We start from the raw sequence: 20,309 nt of genomic DNA, 5'->3' as shown, positions 1-20,309 counted from the left end.
GCCGGCCTGGTGCCCAGTCGACTGAGGCAGGAAGTAGACGCAGATCGTATCCCCCACCTAGGGTTAGAACATCACACCGTCGATGAGGAGAGTCCGTGAATGCGAACGCGGGTGGCCGCAGCGTCTTGTCCAGACTTCCCGGTAGCGCATTCGGCGCACGGCACCGCCGAGCTATCACCCGCAGCTCCTTGTGCTCCGGCGCCATTTTGTTAGTCATTGCCATTGCCGCGCCGACGTTCATCGTCCCCTCGCTCAAGGAATTGCCGGCAAACATCAACTACGACGTGTCCACGGCGCCAACCCGGGGGATCCTCATCGACTCGGCAGCGTTTAAGGCTGGCCGCCCCTCTGCGTCGCACTCCTCGGACCCGGCTTGCGTCGGACAGGTCATGCCGACGCGCTGCTACATCGAAACAGACGTGCCGCTGCGGGCGAGCGAAAAAGTGACGACGGCGTCGTCGTCGAAAAAGACAACAAAGCTTCGCGCAGTATCGACGCTCTACGCCGGCGACCTGGATACCCCGGAAAGGGAGAACGGTTCGGATACGAAGGGCCAGGTAGACGCGGATAATGAGATCGGGTCGATCCACGATGAGGTCGTGCTGAACCGCCACACGGCGTTCCCCTCGAAAAAGCCTCAGTCTTCTGTTGCGATGGATTTATCCGCGCTGGGGATGGGCGACGATGTGAAGGTATCTATCAATGATTTCGTTCGCGATGGCTACCAATTTCGATTTCCCTTCGGGTCTGAACGACGGTCGTATCGGTTCTTTGATGCTGCCACTGGTACCGCGACCCCCATCGATTTTGTGAACGCGATTCAGCAGCGCGGAAAAGATGTGTATTCGAAGGGAATTGATGTTTATCAGTTCAGCCAGGACCTAGGCCCCGTCAACCTTTATGATGCACAACGACGGCTCATGGACAATGCGGGCAATGTGTCAGAGGAGCAGCGGCAGGAATTAGACAGACTTCGGCGGAATATTCCTGCGTCCTCGTGGGGATTGAGTTCCGGTGCCCCTATCCAAATGGATCCGTACTATGTGGCTACCCGAACGATAAATGTTGAACCAGCGACAGGAATAATAACGAATAATTCGGTCACGTTATGGGTTTTTTATTCCCAAAATTACAATGAAGCAAAAACGATTAAGGAAAATCAGGATAAAGAATTAGCCTCTCCTTCTCGGACTATGCTTCACTTCGACGCTCAGTGGGATGACCGCACGAAAGAAGCACGGCTACACGATATTCAGAGAGTGATTAAGCCGCTCAATATCTGGAGTAAGGCAGTTCCCTGGATAACGGGCGTGAGCGGGATGATCTTAATTCTGGCTGGGTTGTACTTGTATTTCGACGCGCGACAAGCCGGGGGCCGACCTGCGGGGAAGTCCCCGGAAACCCCTGATTCGCTCTAATTGCGCGAGCGCGTTACCCCGTTGATCGCAAGAGCTATTTTGATCGCTCTACTACTTGATCAAAATCACAGCCATTAGAAATATCACACCGGCATATGCGGGCTCAGAATAGCGTCGGGACTGCCGGTAGTCCTAATCTGTCTTCGGCTTATCATCACAAAATTAAATTGCGCTGAACGGAGTGACTGATGATTTGGTTTCATCTCCTTATCGTTCTTGCCTTCATTATTCTGGGGGCTCGTTTCGGGGGAATTGGCATTGGGTTCGCGGGTGCAGCAGGTGTCCTAGTACTCACGATCACCGGGGTCTCAACATCGACAGACGATATTCCGTGGGCTGTTATCGGAATCATCATGGCTGTCATTTGCACCGTGGCCGCGCTGCAAGTGGCCGGGTCGATGGATTACTTGGTTCATCTGACCGAACGACTATTGCGCAGGCATCCGCAACAGATCGTCTACTTATCTCCCCTGGTCACATTCGTCATGTCGCTCCTGTGCGGGACTGGCCACACCGCATATTCCGTCATCCCGATCATTGTCGACGTTGCTAAAGAGCGCGGAATTCGGCCCTCCCGGCCGCTATCTATCGCCGTCGTGGCGTCGCAAATTGGTGTGGCGGCATCTCCAATTTCTGCTGCTATGGCTGCTTTGGTCGTCGCTTTGGATCCCTTCCATGTTGGATACTTGCAATGCTTAGCGATTGTTATCCCGACGACGTTCATCGGGTGCGCAGCCGGCGCATTTGTTGCCGCTCGACAGGGCAAAGAATTGGCCGATGACACTGTTTATCAGGAGCGGAAGAAGCAAGGCCTTGTGAAGCCGTCGGCAGCCGGTATTGAAAACTACACTCCGGCGAAGAGCGCAGTTCCTAGTTTGTGGGTCTTCCTGTTTGCTCTGATTTTGGTGGTCACCTACGCGACGGTCACCTCGAAAGAGCTGGGCATTGTCGATAACCCGCCGCTGAGTGCGACGCTGGCGATTATGGCCGTCATGCTCACCGCGGCAGCCGTCATTTGTGGTCTAGCGAAGAAGCCCTTCGGCGAGATCACCACTCAGGAAACCTTCCGTTCCGGCATGACCGCAGCTATCTGCATCATGGGCCTCGCATGGTTAGGAAACATGTTCGTCAGCCACTACGCCGACACGATTTCCCACGGCCTCTCGGGCGCTCTTCATTCGCAACCATGGCTCTCTGCTGTGTTCTTCTACTTCGCCGCGCCGCTCATGTTCTCCCATGCCGCGACGACGTCCGCCTTCATGCCGCTGTTCGTGAAACTCGGCCTCCCGGCAACGGCATTGGTGGCCAGCTACCCGGCGGTATCTAACTACTATCTGCTCCCCAACTACCCGACGACGGTTGCGGCGATGGAAATGGACGACACCGGTTCCACCCGCGTGGGCAAAACGCCGCTCTCCCACCCCTTCGTTCTGCCCGGCACGGTATCCATTACGGTGTGTGTTCTTCTCGGATTCCTTGTAGCTCCGATCCTGCTGTAAACGCGCCTGCCGCTCCCCCGCGCTTAGCTACACTGAGGAGGCATGAAAGACCACTACCGGGCAGTCATTATTGGTGCAGGACAAGCTGGTCTCGCGGGCGCTCATGAACTCGTCCACCGTGGCCTCACGCCCGGGGACGATTTCCTCATTCTTGACTCCAATGATGGCCCCGGTGGCGCGTGGCGAAACCGGTGGGACTCCCTCACTTTCGACGCAGCCCACGGGATTGCCGACCTCCCCGGCCTACCGCTCGGCCACCCTGACCCGGACATCCCCGCGTCGCGCGTCGTCGCCCAGTATTACGGCGACTACGAGCAGAAATTCGGACTTGCCGTGGAACGCCCCGCGAAAGTCATCGGTGTGTGCAATAGCGACGAAAAAACTGAAGCGCTTACCGTGGTGTGGATGAAAGATGGGACCTGCACCTCTGTGACCTGTGATGTCGTGTTAAATGCGACGGGAACGTGGACGCACCCATACATCCTCTATATCCCCGGTATTGCAGATTTTCGGGGCACGCAGCTCCACACGGTAAATTTCACCACTGCCGACGATTTCGCGGGCAAGAAAACGCTGGTCGTTGGGGGTGGTTTGAGTGCCGTTCAGTTTCTTTTGCGACTTGCCCCTGTGACAGAAACGGTGTGGGCAACTCGTCGGCCGCCAAATTTCACCGACCGCACATTCGATACCCGGTGGGGCCGCGACGTTGAACAGGCAGTTCGCGACCGCACCTATGCCGGAGACGAACCCGCCAGCGTGGTACGGACCACTGGCATTCCGCTGTGGGGCACCTACCTCGACGACGTCCGCGATGGCGTCCTGGTGAGCCGTGGAATGTTCACCCGGATAACCAGCGACGGCGTTGACTTTGAGCCACCTACATCGGCGTCGGCGGACGGCCTTGGGCCCAGCTCCTCCGATCACCTCGTGGTGCCCGAAAGCTGGCAACCATACGACGCCCACCACCACGAAACAGTCGACATCATCTTCTGGAACACGGGGTTCCGCCATGCTCTCGAGCACCTTGCACCCCTGAAGTTACGCATGCCCGGCGGCGGGATAAAAATGCGCGATGAAGTACGCGTTGAACGAGACCCGCGGATTTTTCTCCTGGGCTATGGATCAACCGCCTCGACCGTAGGAGCTACGCGCGCGGGCCATCGAGGGGGACGCGCAGCCATGAAGTACCTGAACGATCATTCGTCGTAAACACAGCTGAGCTGAGGAAACGGTGCGATGAATAGGAAGCCCTAGCTTCCAGCGTCGCCGTCGGTCACCCCCATGAAAAATTTATTCCTGTTCTCTCGCCACATTTCCGCCCCACTCACATATAGTGACTCATAACACATTTGAACGGGTATGTGAGTGCGCTCGCACGCCACCTGCACGAACGCGCATAAACGCGTACAGACTGCGCGAACGCGCACGCACTTGTACGGAAATAATCAACCAGGGAGAAACCACATGGCACCTGCCGCCGAGACCCAGCCCCAAGCATTCATTTACGAGACACTTCGAACACCCCGCGGCAAAGGGAAAAGCACGGGCTCGCTGCACATCGCGAAACCGGTCACCCTGCTCACCACGCTCATTAAAGAAATTCGCCGCCGCAACCCCAATATCGACGAACAACGCATTTCCGACGTCATCACCGGCTGCGTGACCCCCGTCGGGGATCAGGGAATGGATATCGCGCGGACAGCGGCCCTCATGGCGAACCTCCCCTACTCCGCCACCGGCGTCCAGGTGAACCGCTATTGTGCGTCGGGGCTGAGCGCGGTCAACTTGGCCGCCGCCAAGGTTCGCTCCGGGTGGGATGACCTCGTTCTGGCTGGTGGGGTGGAATCCATGTCTCGCGTGCCCATGGGATCCGACGGCGGAGCCCTCGCGATGGACCCTGAAACCGCCTTCCACACGGACTTTGTCCCCCAGGGAGTTTCCGCCGACCTCATTGCCACACTGGATGGTGTCACTCGTGACGACGCCGACAGTTACGCGGCGCGGTCTCATCAACGCGCTGCTCATGCGTGGGAGGAGGGACGTTTCTCCAATTCCATCGTCCCCGTCACGGATCAGAATGGTCTCAAGCTTCTCGATAAGGACGAAACGATCCGCCCCGACGCTACTGTCGAATCGCTCTCAGGGCTCAAGCCGTCGTTCGACAAAATGGGGAGGATCGGGGGTTTCGACGCCGCCGCGCTAACCCGCTACCCGCAGGTTCAGCACATCAACCACATTCATCACGCAGGCAATTCCTCGGGCATTGTCGACGGCGCCGCCATGACGCTCATCGGCACCGAACAGGCCGGTACGGACATGGGGCTCACGCCGCGCGCTCGGGTCGTGACCACCGCAACCACCGGCGTCGAACCCACCATCATGCTGACCGCCCCCGCACCCGCTGCACGTGCCGCACTCCACAAGGCCGGACTCACTGCCGACGATATCGACGTGTGGGAAATTAACGAAGCCTTCGCCGCCGTCGTCCTCCGCGCGCTACGCGAGCTCCACATTCCCGACGAAAAGCTCAACATCAATGGTGGGGCCATCGCCATGGGCCACCCACTCGGCGCGACCGGCGCCATGCTGATCGGACATGCCGTCGACGAACTCCACCGCTCGGGCGGCCGTTACGCACTGATCACACTCTGCGTCGCTGGTGGCATGGGGGTCGCCACCATCATCGAACGCGTCTAACCCACGTCGAAAAGCAACGTCTAACGAACGTTTATGCACCGTTTACCCAGGCCAACGTCGACAAGAATGGCCACACTCACCAGCCCAAGGAGCCAACGATGACCAACACAACGATCCACTGGGACACCGACGATTCCGGCATCGTCACCCTGACCATGGACGACCCCGCCTCGCCCGTAAACACAATGAACGACGCGTTCCGCGCGAGCCTTCACGACACCGTGGAGAAACTCACCGCGGCCGTCGAGGACAAGACCGTCACGGGCGTCATTATTACGTCTGCGAAGAAAACGTTCTTCGCCGGTGGCGATATCACCTCCATGATTAACACCGGCCCCGACGACGCCCAAGCCACCTACGACATGCTGACCAGCATGAAAAAGGATCTTCGCGCGCTGGAAACGCTCGGCGTGCCCGTTGTCGCCGCCATTAACGGTGCGGCTCTCGGGGGCGGGTTAGAAATCGCGTTGAGCTGCCACTATCGCATCGCTGCCGACGCCAAAGGCTCCAAGATTGGCCTTCCCGAAGTGACCCTCGGACTCCTCCCTGGTGGTGGCGGAGTGACACGCACCGTCCGCATGCTGGGCATTCAAGAGGCACTCATGTCGGTGCTCACCACCGGCAAGCGCATGCGCCCTGAACAGGCGAAAGGTCTCGGCCTTATCGACGATGTCGTCGCCCCAGACGCGCTTACCGACGCCGCACGCGAGTGGCTGGCCAGCAACCCTGAGCCCTCACAACCATGGGACCGGGAGGGCTACCGCATCCCGGGCGGAACCCCCACATCGCCCAAGCTAGCGAGCATTCTTCCGTCCTTCCCCGCGACCGTGACCAAGCAGATCAAGGGCGCACCCATGCCCGCGCCGAAGGCAATCCTGTCCGCAGCGGTTGAGGGGGCACAGGTGGATTTCGATCACGCCCTCGACATAGAAACTCGATACTTCGTTGAGCTGGTCACCGGCCCCATCGCGACCAATATGATGCAGGCATTTTTCTTCGATCTGCAGCACTGTAATGGTGGGGGCTCGCGTCCCAAGGACGTCGAGAAGAAAAAGTTTAGAAAGCTGGGCATGGTCGGCGCGGGAATGATGGGCGCCGGCATCGCCTATGTGGCAGCAAAAGCAGGGCTCGAGGTCGCGCTGAAGGACGTCGAACTCGCCAATGCCGAACGCGGAAAGGCCTACTCAGAGGGGCTGGAGAAGAAGGCACTGGACCGGGGGCGTACCACCGCCGAAAAATCGCAAGCACTCCTGGACCGCATCACGCCGACGGCCGACTACGCCGACCTTGCCGATTGCGACATCGTCATCGAAGCAGTCTTCGAAAACACCGAGCTCAAGCACAAAGTGTGGGCCGAAATCGAAGAAGCCGTCCCTGACGATTGCCTCCTCGGATCCAACACCTCGACGCTGCCGATCACGGGCCTCGCCGAGGGCGTCAACCGCCCCCAGAACTTCATCGGCATCCACTTCTTCTCCCCCGTCGACAAGATGCCGCTCATCGAGGTCATCAAGGGCGACAAGACGGACGACGAGACTCTCGCCGGGGCGCTCGACTTTGCGCAACAAATCCGCAAGACGCCCATCGTCGTCAATGATTCTCGTGGGTTCTACACATCGCGCGTGATCGGGTTCATGCTGGATGAATCGCTGCGGATGCTCGCCGAGGGCATCGATCCAGCGGTCATCGAAGCGGCAGGTCGTCAAGCCGGCTACCCTGCACCGCCACTGCAGCTCACTGACGAACTCAACCTCAAGCTCGTGCGCAAGATCAACACCGAGAATGCCAAGGCCGCCGAAGCAGCCGGTATTGAGATTGACGACGGAGGCGTCGGCACGATTGTCGATGCCATGCTCGACGACTATGACCGGCCGGGCAAACTCGAAGGGCGCGGGTTTTACACCTACACCGACGGGAAGCGCACCGGCCTGTGGGATGGACTGTGGACTGAGCTGGGTGCCGGTCGCGTGTCCATCGGCGACTACGAAACCAAGGTGTCTGACGGCGACCACGTCGGGCGACGCGGCGATGCCCCTAACCAGCCGTCCGAGGGTGCCCCCACCTTCGCTGACCTGCGGGAACGGATTCTCTTCGCCGAAGCGCTGGAAACGCAGAAATGCGTCGACGAGGGTGTGCTGATGGACGATGCCGACGCCAACATCGGCTCGATCATGGGGATCGGATTCCCGGCATGGACAGGTGGGACGCGGCAGTTCATCAAGAATTACGCTCGGCCTGAGGATGCTGACCTCCCCGAGAATGCGGGGGACGACTACCCCACCCGCGGCATCCCTGGATTCGTCGCACGCGCGCGTGAACTCGCCGCGAAATACGGGGAACGCTTCGAGCCTATGGAGTCATTGACGCAGTGACGTAGGCCGGGCCGCCACCAGCACGCGTTTCATGAGGTCGCTGGCGTTGTTCGTGTCCAGCGGGACGCCATCGATCGCGGGCAAGCGTCGGATCATTTCATTCAATGCCCGGCGCGCCCGCCGCGCATCAATCACCTCGTCCGGGTTTTCCACCCAGCAGCCGCACAACACGACATAGGAGAACTCGTTAATCAGCGCCGAGAGATCCTCCCACTCGGCCAGGCCCTTGGGGAGGTCGCGGGCATACAGCTCCTCCATCCGACGGGATGCGCTGAGCTCCAGCAGCACTTGGCGTCGCGCCACGATGCCCGGACGCGTCAGGTCCGTCCGCTCCGCCACATAATCCAGGAGGAAACCGTCGGCAAGAAGAACACGGCGAGCCTGCCTCCGCACAATCGACGTCGGGGCCCGGGAGGATCCTGTCACCCACAACACAAAGAGAGCCACGATGGCGCCGATAATTGTCTCGCCCGCGCGCTGGGAGACAATTTGGGTTGCGGTCAGGTTGTTGGTGGGCGCGGTGTTGAGGATGAGCAGGATCATGGCGGTGATCCATACCGACCCCAACGCGTAGTTGCGGCCGATGGTGAAGAGGGTGGTTGAGTACAGCAGGGCGCAGATCAGGAGCAACGGTACCGTCGGCGGGTCGATCACGTGGATCACGCCGAAGAGGGCGATACCCACCAAGGTGCCGACGACGCGATCGAACCCGCGGTGCGTTGTGCTAATCCGGTCTTTGCCCAAGCTCAGCACCATCGCGGAGGTCATCACCGCCCAATACGGGTGGCCAAAACCCAGGCCGTACGTCAGCGCGCCTGTCAGGAAGATCGACATGCCCATGCGCAGGCCAATTTGCACCGCCGCCGAGCGGAAACTCAGCGACCATTTCACACGACGAAGAGCCGACGGCGGGCCCAAATGTGGCGACACGCGCGACAGTTTCGGCGCGTGATCTGCATTGACGCGGTACTTCATCTTGCGAAGCGTATGCCACCGACGCCACACGACGGCTTCCACAAACTGCGTGTGAATATCCCGCGTCTTTTTCTCCGCGTACCGGCCGAACGCCGAAAATGGTTTAAGTTGACGCCCCCAGCCGTATCCCAAGCGCACATCTTCCAGGGCCGTGAAAACCGCTGCGTGCGCGGCCACGCGACGCCGCGCGGCCTCGGTGTGGGTGAGGTTTTCTTCACGCATCGCTTCCACGGCGTCCTCCGCCGCGGTGATGTCATCGCGCATCGCCTTGTTCCGGTCCACCAGCTGCAGCCCCATCGAAATGCACAGCGCGAGGACGAACCCGCAGGCGCCCGCCGTCACCAGGGTGGCTCCGTCGACACCCCTGGTAGGAAGGTATGTTGCTACGGCACAGGCGATGACGTACTGCATGGCACCCGGGGGAAAGGTAATCAAGCTGTGGTAGACGATGCTGCCGAAGCAGCCCATCAGGGCCATCACCACAACCATGAGCATGATGTTGCCGGAGATCGCAACACCAAGGGCCTGCGACGCAACGAAACACACGCCGAAAACGACGAGAATACGGAGCCGGCGCAGCGGGGGCATATCGCGGGCGGACATCGCGATGAATACGCCCGTCAGGCCCGGCATGGCCAACACTGGCGAGAAAACAATGGCCAAGGTGAAAAGGGTGACGAGGCCCGTAATCATCCCGTGGATCGTGTACCGACCCGTCCCCGGAGATTCCGGCAGAGAGAAAAAGTTACGGACTTCCCGCCCGGAAAGCTCCCAAAACCTATTCCACCATTTCACCAGCTATGACCACGTCTCCTCGGCCCAATGATCCCCACGATTCAAGAACAGTCGCGAGGTCAAGGTGTACCCCGCAACGTCGGCTTCCATTATCGACCCGTCCACGCTCAACAACAATTCCGGCTTACCAATATGGTTGCGGTAGTTGTCGATCGCCTCGGACAGGATCATGACGCCGCGAACATCGGGGCCGTCGTGGTAGGACTGCTCCGCCCGATCGATGCGAACCAGCAGGTCACCGGCTTTGTTGCGCATCATGTCCACATCAACATGGACGCCGTCCGCCGACACCAACCCCAGGTGGGAGCGGTGACGTGGCTCGGGAATATCCCGACGCACGCCCACCACGGTGCCGTACACATTCGTTTCGGGGATGATTGCGGAATCAATCACTCCCGACGCCACATCTGCCGCTGCCGACGACGTCGTCACGAATTCTTGAACGAGACGGCCGCCACACAGACGAACCCGGCGCGGCATGGTGAGGCAATGGACCCACCCGTCGTCGGCCGTCGGCTGGTTATCCGCGTCCGGCAAACCGGCCCACGCGATCATGATGGCATCGTCGACGGCTGCGTCATCGCCCGTCACCGGAGCGAACCGGGCGGCATAAAATTCGTGGCCGAGGTCCAGTTCACTGCACCCACGTTCAACGCGGAATGTTGTCCCCTCAAGCCGACCGACCCAATACACACACTGGGCTGAGCTGGCAAAATGGTGCGCGTTCGGCGAGACACCCCGCATGCTGACCACGAGGACATCCTTATCCTCCCCGGTTGCGCAATCACGCATACGAAGCAGGTTCGGGTACTCCCACGACGTTGCCTCCGGGACGATATCGAAGGTGTCGCCCTCCACGGCACCCGTCGTGTCGAGAGTCAATTCGCCGTCGGCCGTCCATGACCGCAGATTATCCGAGTGATACAGGGTTAACGACGGCTCCTGCACTGAGCCCAGAACCATTCGCCAGCCGCCGAAGGGCGAATCGGGATCGCGGAAGACGAATGGACCGCAGGCTCCGTCCGGGGAGGCGGCGCTATCTAACAGGGGGTTATGGCTACTGGGACGACACCACCCACCATGCCGACCGCTGGTGTCGAACAGGGCGGCCATGTTGACCGACGTATCGCACCAATCGGCGGAAAAGTGGGCGGAGGCTGGATCTTCGGCCGGCGTCGAGTTGTGGACGCGGCGTCCCTCCCCTTGCGGGGCAACAATGCCCGTGTACACCAGGCGCACGGTGCCCTCGTCGTCACGAACCGCGCTGCCTGATAAACACCCGTCCCGGTCATAGTCGTGGTTGGGAACGAGCACGTCCGGGTGGAAGCGCCATTCGGATCGCAGCCGCGGGGTGTGTCCATCGGGGGCCGGGGTCACTACGACGCTGGCGTGACCCCAGCGGAGGCGTGAGTTTTGCACCGGGAAGCGCTGGTCATGGGCAAAAAAGACGTGAAGACGCCCGTCATCTGTCACTACACCATGGGGTGCCATGAGCCTGCCACCCGCCGGCGTCACATGAAATCGCGGACGCCACGCCTCTACCACGTTCGCTCCTCGACGGGCCGTAGACACTAGTCTTTCACCTCAGTTGTGTGGAGTTTCTCGTCCAAGTCCTCCGGGGCGAGGTTTGCACGGGAGAAATCTTGCGTCAAGGGAAGCTTGAGCTCGAGGTCCGTGCCAGGGCATAGCTCAATGACGCCCTTTTCGAGCTCGAAGTCCAAGACGTGGCCGCCGCTGGTGCGATCGTCGTCAATGAAGTGCACGTGGCAGCCTGGAACCGAAATTCCTTTTTCATAAATGGGGGTGCGGAAGCCGGCGATGACGCCCGATACGTCGTTAAATACCTGGGCGGCGTCCTCCTCGGTCACCTTGTGCATGGGCCGATAGGGGCGCTCTTGGCGGACGACTGTACGGGTTCGCACTTCGGTGAATTTTCCACGGATACGCAGGGCATACATGTAGTTTTCCGACGGTGTCATGCTGTCGATGAACGACGACAAGTCCGCCCGGCTGATGTGTGATGGCGCTTCGCGGACGATGCGGGGCACGAAATTTGTTGCCACCGCGTAGGGTGTCCGCTGCTCGAGTTCCGCGGGGCGGGCTGTTCCGTCGTGTTTCAACTGGTAACAGACCCCGTCGATAATGACCATTTCCCCATCGAGGGCATCGAAGGTCCCCAACCCGAAGTTACCTTTACCGAGTAACTCGCCAATGGTCATTTCTCCGTCGTAAATACCATCCAACAAAGCAGTCATTAGAGAGTTCTGGAAGATGGTGTGTCGTACTACTGGATGATCATGACTCATGACCAGCAATATTACACGCATAGAGCGCACACCAGAGATGATGTGCGCCCTTGGCTTGGTTCCTTGGGAAGAGAAAGGTTTTACTTCGTCTTCATGTTGTCCAGGGCCTTGTTGCCATCCTTGTTGGCTGTCTTAATCCTGGTCTTGAGGAAGTCGAACTCGTCCCAAATCTCCTGCGGAACTTTCGGTCCCAAGCTCTTCAACCAATCCTCGGTATCGGAGAGATCCATCTGCCACTTATCCGCAGGTGCGGTCAGCGCAGCTTTGACATCCTTGGGGTCCGTGTCCAGGCCATCGATATCGATGTCCTTCGAGTAGGCGGTGTATCCAACCACTGTCTTCTTCGCATCGACGCGCCCCTCGATACGATCCACAATCCACTTGAGGACACGGCTGTTTTCACCGAAGCCGGGCCAGAGGAAACGGCCGTCGTCGCCGCGGCGGAACCAGTTAACCAGGAAGACCTTGGGGAGTTTGTCTCCACCCTTCTTGCCGATGTCCAGCCAGTGCTGGAGGTAATCGCCCACGTTGTAGCCGATGAAGGGAAGCATGGCCATGGGGTCGTAGCGCAAGGTGCCAACCTTGGCCTCGGCAGCGGCGGCGGTTTGGCCGGAAGCCAGCGTGGCACCAATGAAGGTGGCGTGCTGCCAGTCGATAGCTTCGGTCACCAGCGGGACAGTGTCGGGGCGGCGTCCACCGAACAGGATCGCGTCGACCGGCACACCCTTCGGATCATTGAACTCGGGCGCGGCGACCGGGCACTGCTCGATCGGTACGCAGTACCTGGAGTTCGGGTGCGAGGACAAGCAGTCTTCGTCGGGTGTCCAGTCCTTGCCCTTCCAGTCGATTAAGTGGTCTGGCTCGTTTTCGAGGCCTTCCCACCAGACGTCCCCATCGTCGGTCAAGGCAACGTTGGTGAAGATGTTGTTCCCCGCCTCCATTGTCTTCATGGCGTTGGGGTTGGACTTGTAGTTCGTCCCGGGGGCGACGCCGAAGAAGCCGTTTTCCGGGTTGACTGCGTAGAGCCGACCGTCGTCGCCAAAGTGCAGCCATGCGATGTCGTCGCCGATGACTTCGGCTTTCCAGCCGGGGATGGTCGGTTGGATCATCGCGAGGTTGGTCTTACCGCACTGGGACGGGAAGGCAGCGCAAATGTGGTAGGCCTTGCCCTCGGGTGAGATCAGCTTCAGGATCAGCATGTGCTCTGCCATCCAGCCTTCGTCCTTGGCCATGACAGATGCGATGCGGAGGGCGTAGCACTTCTTCGCCAAGATGGCGTTGCCACCGTAGCCGGAGCCGTAGGACCAGATCACTCGGTCCTCAGGGAACTGCGTAATGTACTTCGTTTCGTTGCACGGCCACTTGACGTCCTCTTGGCCCGGCTCCAGTGGGGCACCTACCGAGTGCAGGCCCTTCACGAAGGGGCCGTCGCCGATCTTATCGAGGGCTTCCTTGCCCATGCGGGTCATAATGCGCATCGACATCACGACATAGCCGGAGTCGGTGAGCTCAATCCCCAGCTTGGGGTCGGGGTCGGTAATCGGGCCCATGCAGAACGGAACCACGTACATGGTCCGGCCCTTCATCGATCCCTTAAAGTGCTCGCTCATTTCGGCGCGCATTTCGTCCGGGTCGCGCCAGTTGTTCGTCGGGCCGGCGCCATCTTCGGTCTTCGAGCAGATGAATGTCCGGGATTCAACGCGAGCAACGTCGGCGGGATCCGATGAGGCTAAGTACGAATTGGGGCGCTTCTCCTCATTCAGCTTGATGAGGGTCCCCTTTTCGACGAGATCTTTTGCGATGGCTTCCCACTCTTCATCTGAGCCGTCGCAGAAAACGACCTTATCCGGCTGACACAGTTCAGCGCACTCCGCGATCCAATTGAGCATGTCTTGGTTTGTCGTAGGGGCATTACCTTCGAGCCCCGGGATCGTAGGTGCTGACATAGGATTTTCTCCTCACATCGATGTACAGTGCCGGTCGCCCACGCGGTCCGTTCGTGCTCCCGGCTTCTGGTACCACTGTAACCGGAAGTAGGGGGAAAAGAGGCTCTTTACCCCAATTCGTGTAGCGACGGATTTCACATTTTGGGGGGTATTTTTCGCCCGTTTAATCACCGCTCTTTTCGCGGTTCGGTTTACGTGTTTTCTTGGGCATTTCCGACACTCATACCGGCGTCAATCCCAACTACCGCGCTCGATGCATTCCCACCGGCCCCGAGTCCACGTGTCTAAACACTGCTTTGATCTGGATGATCGCTTGTCACCTGTCGCTAACCCATGATCGCGGGTTGTTCCGTCACGTGAAGAATCCTCGTCGCCACCCGGAGTGCTGTGACTCTTCTCACTGTGACTAGTGAGGTGGGTGACAGCCCCACCCAATGAATGTACTTGATAAGAAATTTCATTGCTGGAGTTATGGGGCCCGCGTGCCGACGTTCTTCTTTCAAGATTGTGTCCCTGAGTACCCCCAATATTGTGCTCCTGAGCAGCACGCCCCTCATCCAGCTCACCGCCGGAACTCATCGCCCACGAGGCATATCCCCCATCAAACCGGACGGTCGTCACCCGGTCGACCATGCCATCGCCATCGGAGTCGGTGTACACCGTCAAGCCATCATCGTCAGAAAGCGTCACCGAGTCACTGGTTCCGTCGCCATCAGCATCAAGCCGGGCATCCCCCAGGTCATAGAAGCTTCCCTCGAGCGACAACGTCAGCCCCGATACCCCCGGTGGGCCCGTTTCACAGTCCGTCAAGCCACAGAGCGCCGACGCCGACGGGGGCCCGACCGTCGAGTGGCCACCCCACCAGTCGACCAACATCTCGTCGTCGTCAAATAAGAAAAATGCATCCGACATGTCCGTCGCCTCTCGCTACTTATCGGATGGCGTCATTTGCCGACCGGCCGGGAACCCCCGACCGAGAAGTGCCCTGCCGGAGAGAATCCGACCGCGGAGCACCAGCACGTGAAGTGCCCGGGCGTGACGACGACGCCATCTCCATATGAGCAAGAGCCTCCTGCAACGCCACCGTACGCAAACCCCCTGACCGCAGGCGTTTCACTCGTTTTTCCTCCGCATGACTGGTCACCCGACGTGCATGATCAATCCACTGATCGCGCGCTAAAGACAGCGCATCCGCGCCGCCCACCCGTCGAAAATTATTCTGAAGCTGCTGGTGACGCATATAACTGACCACAATCGCACAGAACAAGCCGAACGCGATCCCCAGGCTGATCGAGACCCCAAACGCGGTCCCCACCAGGGGCATCACCACCATTCGAGCCACGCCGAGCCCCAGGCTGATCCCAACAGAAATGATCAAGATCCGTTCCGTCACGCTCGCTTCCGGAGGATCAAAAGGCACATCTATATAGGGCACCGGTTCAGTACCGGCCGGCCGATCATCATTCAGCTGATCCGTCGCGGCATCAATGATCTCGGGCAATTCTTTCGGGTCAAGGCACGAACGCCAGGCCGACGATGCCGACCGATACGCATCCTGAACAGCGCGATCCATCTTCGCCCGGCAATTTTGGTTCGTCACAGCCATACTGTCCCGGCGTTGTTTTTCCTCCGTATGCAGCCAATTTCTCAAGGTGCTCGAGGGGAGCAACACGTGTGGCGACACGTTATACGTGAGTTTCCTTTCCGGAACGCGGACGACGCCAATATCAGAGAGGACAGCCGTCGTCGCCGAGCTCGGCGTCGATACCCCGGATGACGGAACCGGCAACGTGTAATACTCTTCCACATCCTCAGTGACATCATCAGTCGCCGGAGTGCGATCAGCACTCTCCCCCACGCGATTCATATCACTGCTTACGGGATTGCTCGCTAGATCACTTTTCCCTGGATTACTTGCTCGGTTACCGGGCTCATTACGTGCCAGGATACCGGCCGGATTACTGGCCACCGTCGACGACACCGACGACACCGACGACGCCGACGATGTCACGAGTTCTTTCGCACACCGGTGACAGACCGTCATCAATTCATAATCGGAATAACAAATCGGGATGCCTTCCCAGTCACGTGGCAACTGCTTGCCATCGCCGGGGAAGAACAGGGCGCCCGCCGAACCTGCAGAAAGCGCTCCATCGGGCGTCGAGAGAATCACAACGTGATCCACGGCGCGGCGCACAGCCTCAAGAATGCGCTGGTCCTTAGCGGGAATAATCGCGTGCGCTGCGGGAGGCACCACCGCCACAACCACATCGGGTTGTACCTCGGGACCAGCGGCAATAGCGACCTCCCACGTCACATTCTCGGGGTCACCAGGGAAACCACCACGTACCGCCGCCTCCACGACACCAGCGACCCGCGGGAGCGCCGCCACATCCGGCCCGATAATGCTGACGACGAAATGCCGCTCTCCCTCATCGTGTCTTTTATCACTCAGCCCGCTGCCGTACGATGCAGGGACGCCCGTCCACGATGATTGCTGAGGAATCGCCGGCGCGCTCACGCAACATCACCCACCTGAACGTCGATAATCTCTTGTATTCGATCACGCATCGCAGGATCGACCGCAGCACTCTGCTCCAATGCGTCCGAAACCTCCGATGGGGAGTTCACATGAGTTACAGCGTGGTCGAAAAAGCGTCGGGCCTCGCTATTGCTATGCGGATATGACATTTGAATAAAACGGATGAGCGACGAGACCGACATTCCCGACTGCATAAAGTCCCCCTGATTACTGAGTGATTAATGAGCCGCGCCCATCCCCTGGCGCAGCATAATGCTCAATGGTGTGCGCCCATATTATGACCAGGATCCACACCACGATCAACCCTAATGAGAAAAATTCCCCACATTATTCCCACGCAATCCCCATCCAATTCGGAGCAACTCCCCAGAAAAAGTGCTCACGATGCCCGCAACACTGTCGGCGAAAGATTGATTAAAGATAGGCCTCCCTGGCAAAATAAGCCCGATGTCCACGAATCTTGAAGGCCCCATTGGTGAGCTCCCCCACGGTCGGCCCCCGCAAACCGTCGTCAATGACGGTCGCGACTACCCCCGACTAGGAACCGTGAGCTTCCGGCGAGGAACACTGACGCCTCGTCAGCAAGAACTGTGGGACGATAAATGGCCAACCTACGGCCGCGTCCTCGATGATGCGGTTATTGATACCGACAGCTGGTTCGGCCGGTCCGCCCCCACCATCCTCGAAATTGGATCGGGGACGGGGACGTCGACGGTGGCGATGGCATCCCGCGAACCAGACTTCAACGTTATCGCGGTTGACCTCTACAAACCTGGGCTCGCGAAACTGCTCGGCGCCTTCATCCGGGAAGATCTCACCAATATCAGAATGATTCGTGGCGATGGCGTCGAAGTTCTCCATCGTATGATTGCGCCCGAGTCGCTATTAGGGGTGCGAGTCTTTTTCCCCGACCCCTGGCCCAAAGCCCGCCATCACAAACGTCGCATCATCCAGTCAGGAACGCTGCATTTGATTGCATCCCGGCTCAAACCCGGTGGTGTGCTCCACGTCGCCACCGATCACGCCGACTATGCCGAATGGATCGACGAACGCGTCGACGTGGAACCACTCCTTGAGTACAAGGGCTGGCCGTGGAACGAGTCCCCCATCCTGACCGACCGGCAACTCACCACGAAATTTGAAAACCGTGGGCTTAGCATGGATCACACAATCAGGGAATACTTGTGGAGGCGGAAGTGACGAACCACGCAAACACCACATCCCGGGGCCATTCATACTCAGCAGTACCCGACGAGACACCGTCGGCACTGCTCATTTGGGATGCACCCAATATCGACATGGGCCTGGGATCGATTCTCGGTGGAAGGCCAAGCTCCGCTTACCGCCCCCGCTTCGATTCGCTGGGACAATGGCTGATCAACGAGGCTGACCAGCTCAGCGCTTCCCGCGACGAGCAGATCGAACCGGAAGCCACGGTCTTCACCAACATCATGCCGGGGTCTGCGGACTCGATCCGCCCGTGGATCGACGCGCTCCGCAATCTCGGTTTCGCGGTGTTTGCCAAACCCAAGCTTTTCGACGACACCGACGTCGATCCGGACATGCTGGCGCACATCAACCGTCGGTACGACGAGGGGGTGCTGCGCTCGGTGTATGTCGCTAGCGCGGACGGCAGAAATTTTCAACCACGCTTGGAGGAACTAGCCGCCGAGGGTATCGACGTTGCCGTGCTGGGGTTTTATGAACACGCCACCTGGGCGGTAATGAGCGAGGCGATACGATTCGTCGACCTCGAAGACATCCCGGATATCTTCACCACACCGCTGCCGCGGGTGAACCTCGACCGCCTCCCCGATGACGGCGCGTGGCTGCAACCGTACCGCTCCCTCCGTTCCGTGAAATCGTCTCATCATGACGGCTAGTCGTGAGGGAGTTGAGGCCATGACTATCGAAGCGGGAACCCCCGGACGGAAAACCGAGACCACTGCGAGTACAGAGGACACCGCTGAAGATACAGTGCTTGCCTACGCGCAGTCAGCCGCGGAGACCACCGTCGCCCCCAAGGAACAAGTGTCACGCAGATCCCGCACCGCTGGAAGCGTGAAGGTTCAGCCTCTCCCCTGGTGGCGGCGAGCGCTTTCCCTCATGCGCCACCCTCTTGTCCGGTTAGTGTTCTTCCTTGCTGTGGTCGTCGCCCTCACGATGATCGGCCGGGGAAGTATCGACTTCGTGTCGGAGGGGCTGGGCTACATCGGGTCGGCCAACACCACGTGGATCATCGTCGGGATCGCGTTCATCGGCGTATCCATCCTGGCCATGGGCGAACTCATGTACGTCCTTTTACGCAGCGCTGGGGTTCCGTGTAAGCGGTCCAGTGTCTACGCCCTCACTCTGACGTCGAACTCCGTATCCGCCACTTTCCCCGGTGGTCCTGCTATTTCATTAGCGATGATTTTCCGTGAGCAGCACAAATGGGGAGCATCGTCAGTGATCGCCAGCTGGTACATGGTGATTTCCGGTGTGATCGCGTCGGGAGTGCTTGCTCTCTATGGCCTCACCGCGTTCTATTTCTTGGGAGCCAAGGTAAACCCGTGGACACTCGTGATCTCTCTCACCGCGGTCGTCGTCGTGTTACTCATTGTGAAGTGGCTGGCGGCGCACCTGTCTCACGTCGAACGCGTCGTCGTCAAGATCCTGCGAAAGGTCAACCATTACCGGGGCAAGCCTCTCAACATGGGAATCGACAAAGCGCGCGAGAGCATCAAGACCCTCAGCAGCGTTGACCTGCCTTTGCCGAAGCTCGCATTGGCGGCCGTGTGGTCGGCTGTGAACTGGGGGGCCGATTGCCTCTGCCTCCTCGTTTGCCTGTGGGCGGTGGGTGCGCACCCGAATGTGGCGTCGGTTGTTCTCGCGTTCGTGACTGCCAAGATTGTGGGAACTGCGCAGGTCACGCCGGGCGGGTTGGGGCCCGTTGAGGCGACGATCGTCGGCACCCTCGTCGCCACCGGTATGACGTCGGCAACCGCGCTTGCTGCCACCATTATTTTCAGAATGATTTCGTTCATTCTCCTGGCCGCGGTGGGGTGGGTCATTTTCCTCATTCAATATGCGGGCCCGAAACGCGCGATGATGTTGGGGCGATCCTGAGGAATAACGCGGCAACAACACGGATAACAACACAATTCGCGGCAACAACCACATAAAGCATCGACGACACTGACAACATATGCGCTGCATCATGGCGCAAACAAGGATTGGAGTTCATCATGTCACAGTCCGCTTCTCACGGATCCGAGACCACCGAGGACCGCGCACCCGGTACGCAGGTGAGCTACGTGCAGGCAGCTGTGATGGACATCATCGCGGTTCTGCTCTTCGCACTACTCGCGCGTATCGCACACAATTCACCGGAATTGCCATTCAGCTGGGGCGGTGTCCTCGCCACTGCCTGGCCGTTCTTGCTCGGCGCGGCCGCCGGGTTCGGTGTCATGGCCATTCTCCGCCGCCCCGCCGGCACCGTGGTCCCGTTCGGTATCACTGTGTGGATTCCCGCCGTTATCGTGGGCCTTACGATCTGGGGCTTCCACCACAGCAAATTCCCGCACTGGTCATTCATCATCGTGGCGACGGTCACGTCGGCAATTTTTATCCTCGGATGGAGGGGCCTTACTCGGCTCTCTGCGTCACGCGCACACAAGCGACGTGAGCGTCGGCAAGCTCTGATCGATGCCGAAGAAAAGCGCAAAGCTGACAAGTGACACATGAATAAATGACCCCGCTATGCATGGCGAAAAATAG

General features: G+C 59.4%; 16 protein-coding genes. 9 read left to right on the top strand and 7 right to left on the bottom strand.

Features of this window, described 5'->3' with window-relative positions:
* Positions 1–95: 95 nt before the first annotated feature.
* From CKROP_RS01275 to CKROP_RS01255, 5 genes are all read left to right on the top strand, one after another.
* The gene (locus CKROP_RS01275; protein WP_012730936.1) at positions 96–1,418 is read left to right on the top strand and encodes a PorA family protein; all 1,323 of its coding nucleotides are present in this window, start codon (positions 96–98) and stop codon (positions 1,416–1,418) included.
* 188 nt (positions 1,419–1,606) lie between these two features.
* Positions 1,607–2,917 (top strand): anaerobic C4-dicarboxylate transporter family protein, encoded by a 1,311-nt coding sequence (locus CKROP_RS01270; protein WP_012730935.1) that lies wholly within the window; start codon positions 1,607–1,609, stop codon positions 2,915–2,917.
* A gap of 42 nt (positions 2,918–2,959) precedes the next feature.
* Positions 2,960–4,126 (top strand): NAD(P)-binding domain-containing protein, encoded by a 1,167-nt coding sequence (locus CKROP_RS01265; protein ID WP_012730934.1) that lies wholly within the window; start codon positions 2,960–2,962, stop codon positions 4,124–4,126.
* 255 nt (positions 4,127–4,381) lie between these two features.
* The gene (locus tag CKROP_RS01260; RefSeq protein WP_012730933.1) at positions 4,382–5,614 is read left to right on the top strand and encodes an acetyl-CoA C-acetyltransferase; all 1,233 of its coding nucleotides are present in this window, start codon (positions 4,382–4,384) and stop codon (positions 5,612–5,614) included.
* Between the two features lie 98 nt (positions 5,615–5,712).
* Positions 5,713–7,986, top strand: coding sequence for a 3-hydroxyacyl-CoA dehydrogenase NAD-binding domain-containing protein (locus CKROP_RS01255; protein WP_012730932.1), 2,274 nt, complete (start codon positions 5,713–5,715; stop codon positions 7,984–7,986).
* On the opposite strand, the gene CKROP_RS01250 is transcribed toward CKROP_RS01255, so the two are convergent.
* The 7 genes from CKROP_RS01250 to CKROP_RS01220 all read right to left on the bottom strand — a co-directional run bounded on the left by CKROP_RS01250 (position 7,972) and on the right by CKROP_RS01220 (position 16,732).
* Positions 7,972–9,654: an FUSC family protein gene (locus CKROP_RS01250; protein WP_148209610.1), complete on the bottom strand. Its 1,683-nt coding sequence runs from the start codon at positions 9,652–9,654 to the stop codon at positions 7,972–7,974. The genes CKROP_RS01255 and CKROP_RS01250 overlap by 15 nt on opposite strands.
* Before the next feature lie 105 nt (positions 9,655–9,759).
* Positions 9,760–11,271, bottom strand: coding sequence for a glycoside hydrolase family 32 protein (locus CKROP_RS01245; protein ID WP_272867023.1), 1,512 nt, complete (start codon positions 11,269–11,271; stop codon positions 9,760–9,762).
* Positions 11,272–11,327: 56 nt separating this feature from the next.
* Complete coding sequence (gene budA, locus CKROP_RS01240) at positions 11,328–12,062, bottom strand: acetolactate decarboxylase (protein WP_041629048.1); 735 nt, start codon at positions 12,060–12,062, stop codon at positions 11,328–11,330.
* Positions 12,063–12,142: 80 nt separating this feature from the next.
* Complete coding sequence (locus tag CKROP_RS01235) at positions 12,143–14,008, bottom strand: phosphoenolpyruvate carboxykinase (GTP) (RefSeq protein ID WP_012730928.1); 1,866 nt, start codon at positions 14,006–14,008, stop codon at positions 12,143–12,145.
* 231 nt (positions 14,009–14,239) lie between these two features.
* A complete protein-coding gene (locus tag CKROP_RS10495; protein ID WP_012730927.1) occupies positions 14,240–14,920 on the bottom strand; it encodes a DUF6802 family protein in 681 nt (226 codons plus the stop codon).
* A gap of 19 nt (positions 14,921–14,939) precedes the next feature.
* Positions 14,940–16,529 (bottom strand): hypothetical protein, encoded by a 1,590-nt coding sequence (locus tag CKROP_RS01225; protein ID WP_012730926.1) that lies wholly within the window; start codon positions 16,527–16,529, stop codon positions 14,940–14,942.
* The gene (locus CKROP_RS01220) at positions 16,526–16,732 is read right to left on the bottom strand and encodes a hypothetical protein (protein ID WP_148209609.1); all 207 of its coding nucleotides are present in this window, start codon (positions 16,730–16,732) and stop codon (positions 16,526–16,528) included. The genes CKROP_RS01225 and CKROP_RS01220 overlap by 4 nt, the downstream gene beginning before the upstream one ends.
* Positions 16,733–16,997: 265 nt before the next feature.
* Between CKROP_RS01220 and trmB the strand changes: the two genes are divergently transcribed.
* The 4 genes from trmB (at position 16,998) to CKROP_RS01200 (ending at position 20,269) form a co-directional block, all read left to right on the top strand.
* A complete protein-coding gene (gene trmB, locus CKROP_RS01215) occupies positions 16,998–17,750 on the top strand; it encodes a tRNA (guanosine(46)-N7)-methyltransferase TrmB (RefSeq protein WP_012730924.1) in 753 nt (250 codons plus the stop codon).
* Positions 17,747–18,433: an NYN domain-containing protein gene (locus CKROP_RS01210; RefSeq protein ID WP_012730923.1), complete on the top strand. Its 687-nt coding sequence runs from the start codon at positions 17,747–17,749 to the stop codon at positions 18,431–18,433. The genes trmB and CKROP_RS01210 overlap by 4 nt, the downstream gene beginning before the upstream one ends.
* The gene (locus CKROP_RS01205) at positions 18,423–19,658 is read left to right on the top strand and encodes a lysylphosphatidylglycerol synthase transmembrane domain-containing protein (RefSeq protein ID WP_081429370.1); all 1,236 of its coding nucleotides are present in this window, start codon (positions 18,423–18,425) and stop codon (positions 19,656–19,658) included. Before CKROP_RS01210 ends, CKROP_RS01205 begins: the two co-directional genes overlap by 11 nt.
* A 119-nt stretch (positions 19,659–19,777) precedes the next feature.
* Positions 19,778–20,269, top strand: a complete 492-nt coding sequence (locus CKROP_RS01200) for a DUF3054 domain-containing protein (protein WP_012730921.1) — start codon at positions 19,778–19,780, stop codon at positions 20,267–20,269.
* Positions 20,270–20,309 lie beyond the last annotated feature (40 nt).

This window comes from Corynebacterium kroppenstedtii DSM 44385, from assembly GCF_000023145.1.
Lineage (GTDB): Bacteria > Actinomycetota > Actinomycetes > Mycobacteriales > Mycobacteriaceae > Corynebacterium > Corynebacterium kroppenstedtii.
Note: the sequence above shows the minus strand (reverse complement) of the source record. Positions and strands in the feature narration are given on the sequence as shown.